This is a genomic window from Collinsella sp. TF07-1 (assembly GCF_003437235.1).
In the GTDB taxonomy this organism is placed as follows: Bacteria; Actinomycetota; Coriobacteriia; order Coriobacteriales; family Coriobacteriaceae; genus Collinsella.
In genome coordinates this window covers 1-2,703 of record NZ_QSRV01000052.1, presented here as the reverse complement: position 1 = coordinate 2,703, position 2,703 = coordinate 1, and the positions used below count along the sequence as shown (strand labels likewise).

Below are 2,703 nucleotides of genomic sequence, written 5' to 3'. Positions count from 1 at the left end.
GAAAGCACTTAATGTGCTTTCCGTCTTGCGCAGGACTGTAGAGCAGCAAACTTCATGCCCTCCGGTCCGCCCCGGGAGCCACCGCTAAGTTATCCCCTGGCATTCAGAAAATCTAAGTGTCAAAAAATAAGATTTTTTGACTCCATGTTGTATAACCCGCCATTCGTGGGTACCATTCAACGCGTACGCAAACAAAAAGGGTTAATTCGCGTGGTATAACCGCGCGGCCCAAAAAGGAGGAGACAAGCATGTCGTCTTTGAAGCCGCTTGCAGATCGTGTTCTGGTCAAGCCCGACGAGGCCGAGCAGAAGACCGCTTCTGGTCTGTATATCGCCAGCAACGCTCAGGAGAAGCCGCAGCGCGGCACCATCGTTGCCGTTGGCGCTGGCAAGGTCAACGACAAGGGTGAGCGCATCCCCATGGACGTCAAGGTCGGTGACGTTGTCATCTACGGTAAGTTCGGTGGCAACGAGGTCAAGGTCGACGGCGAGAAGTATCTGCTGATGCGCGCCGACGACATCTACGCTGTTGTCGAGGCCTAGTCTCGTCAGAATCTCTGATTCGTCTTTGAACGCGCCCGCCGCATAGGACTCGGAAGCGGCGACGCGAGTCACGTTTCTTTTGGAGGATTACCTACCATGGCAAAGAACATTACGTTCAACACCGATGCCCGCGCTAAGCTCGCCAAGGGTGTCAACACTCTGGCCGACGCCGTTACCGTCACCATGGGCCCCAAGGGTCGCTACGTTGCTCTGCAGCGCACGTTTGGTGCCCCGACCATCACCAACGACGGCGTTTCCGTCGCCAAGGAGATTGAGCTCGAGGACAACATCGAGAACATGGGTGCCCAGCTGGTGAAGGAGGTCGCCACCAAGACCAACGACACCGTGGGTGACGGCACCACCACCGCAACCCTGCTCGCTCAAGCCATCGTCAACGACGGTCTGCGCAACGTCGCCGCTGGCGCCAACCCGCTGGCCATCCGTCGCGGCATCGACAAGGCCGTCAACGCCGCCGTCGCCGAGATGAAGAAGCAGGCCAAGCCGGTCGAGACCAAGGAGCAGATTGCTTCCGTCGGTACCATCTCCGCCGGTGACCCCGAGGTCGGCGAGAAGATCGCCGAGGCCATGGAGGTCGTGGGCAAGGACGGCGTCATCACCGTCGAGGATTCCCAGACGTTCGACATTACCATCGACACCGTCGAGGGCATGCAGTTCGACAAGGGCTACGTCTCCGCTTACTTCGTCACGGATAACGACCGCATGGAGGCCGTGATGAAGGATCCGTACATCCTCATCACCGACCAGAAGATCTCCAGCGTCCAGGACATCATGCCTGTTCTCGAGGCTGTCCAGCGCGCTGGCCGTGGCCTGCTCATCATCGCTGAGGACATCGACGGCGAGGCTTTGCCGACCCTGGTCCTCAACAAGATCCGTGGCGCTCTCAACGTCTGCGCCGTCAAGGCCCCGGGCTACGGCGATCGCCGCAAGCGCATCCTCGAGGACATCGCCGTCCTCACCGGTGGTCAGGCCGCCCTGGACGAGCTGGGCGTGAAGGTTGCTGACATCACCGCCGATATGCTCGGTACCGCTAAGTCCGTCACCATCTCCAAGGACAACACCGTCGTCGTCGGTGGTGCTGGCTCCAAGGAGGCCATCGACGCTCGTATCGCTCAGATCAAGGGTGAGATGGAGAACACCACCTCTGACTTCGACCGTGAGAAGCTCCAGGAGCGCCTGGCCAAGCTCTCCGGTGGCGTTGCCGTCATCAAGGTCGGCGCTGCTACCGAGTCCGAGCTCAAGGAGATCAAGCACCGCGTCGAGGACGCCCTGCAGGCAACCCGCGCTGCTGTCGAGGAGGGCATTGTCGCCGGTGGCGGCGTCGCCTTCATGGACGCTGCTCCTGCGCTCGACGCCGTTGAGCTTGACGACCCCGAGGAGAAGATCGGTGTCGACATCGTCAAGAAGGCTCTGACCGCTCCGGTCGCTACCATCGCCAAGAACGCTGGTTTTGAGGGCGCTGTCGTGGTCGACAAGGTTGCCGAGCTGCCCGCCGGCCAGGGTCTCAACTCTGCCAACGGCGAGTGGGGCGACATGATCGAGATGGGCGTCCTCGACCCCGTCAAGGTTAGCCGCGTCACCCTGCAGAACGCTGCTTCTGTCGCCAGCCTGATTCTCATCACCGAGGCCACCGTCTCCGATGTGCCCAAGAACACTCAGCTTGAGGACGCTATCGCTGCTGCTACCGCTGGTCAGCAGGGCGGCGGTATGTACTAAGGCCGACAAGGTCTAGAACTCCCACCGGGAATCCGGGGGCGTGACGGGGGCTTCTCTCCGGAACGTCCTCGGACATGCAAAGAGGCTCCGCATCGCGCTTCGCGCTGCGGAGCCTCTTTGCGTCCTGACGCTCCTATTTGGCAAGGTGTTTTTTAAAATCCATTTTGCGCTCGGCCTCGAAGGCCCGCCTGTCCCAATCGAGCGGAAGTCCGGCCTCGACCCATGCCTCGTAGGCCCTCCTTATGGGCTTGAGCTCCCTTTGGCCCCTCTCCAGCATCGAGATGTACTTCTCGCTGGTTCCCAATATGGACGCCGCCCTCACCTGGCTGACCTTCGCCGCGCGCCTGGCCGCCACGAGCTCCGAGGCGTCCTCGGGCCTCCTGATCTCGTGCGGGTGCATCAGCGCCCGGTACGCCTCCCTGGCCAC

The 2,703-nt window shown here is 61.2% G+C and carries 3 protein-coding genes; 2 read left to right on the top strand and 1 reads right to left on the bottom strand.

Going from position 1 to position 2,703, the window contains the following annotated elements; all coding sequences use genetic code 11:
• Nucleotides 1–248 precede the first annotated feature (248 nt).
• Both groES and groL read left to right on the top strand, forming a co-directional pair.
• Nucleotides 249–542: a co-chaperone GroES gene (gene groES, locus DXC67_RS10200; protein ID WP_022094351.1), complete on the top strand. Its 294-nt coding sequence runs from the start codon at nt 249–251 to the stop codon at nt 540–542.
• 96 nt (nt 543–638) lie between these two features.
• Nucleotides 639–2,276, top strand: a complete 1,638-nt coding sequence (gene groL / locus DXC67_RS10195; RefSeq protein ID WP_022094352.1) for a chaperonin GroEL — start codon at nt 639–641, stop codon at nt 2,274–2,276.
• Between the two features lie 133 nt (nt 2,277–2,409).
• Here the strand turns inward: groL and DXC67_RS10440 are convergent.
• Nucleotides 2,410–2,703 (bottom strand): helix-turn-helix transcriptional regulator (locus DXC67_RS10440; RefSeq protein WP_199410737.1); only part of this gene is annotated, 294 nt, incomplete at its 5' end.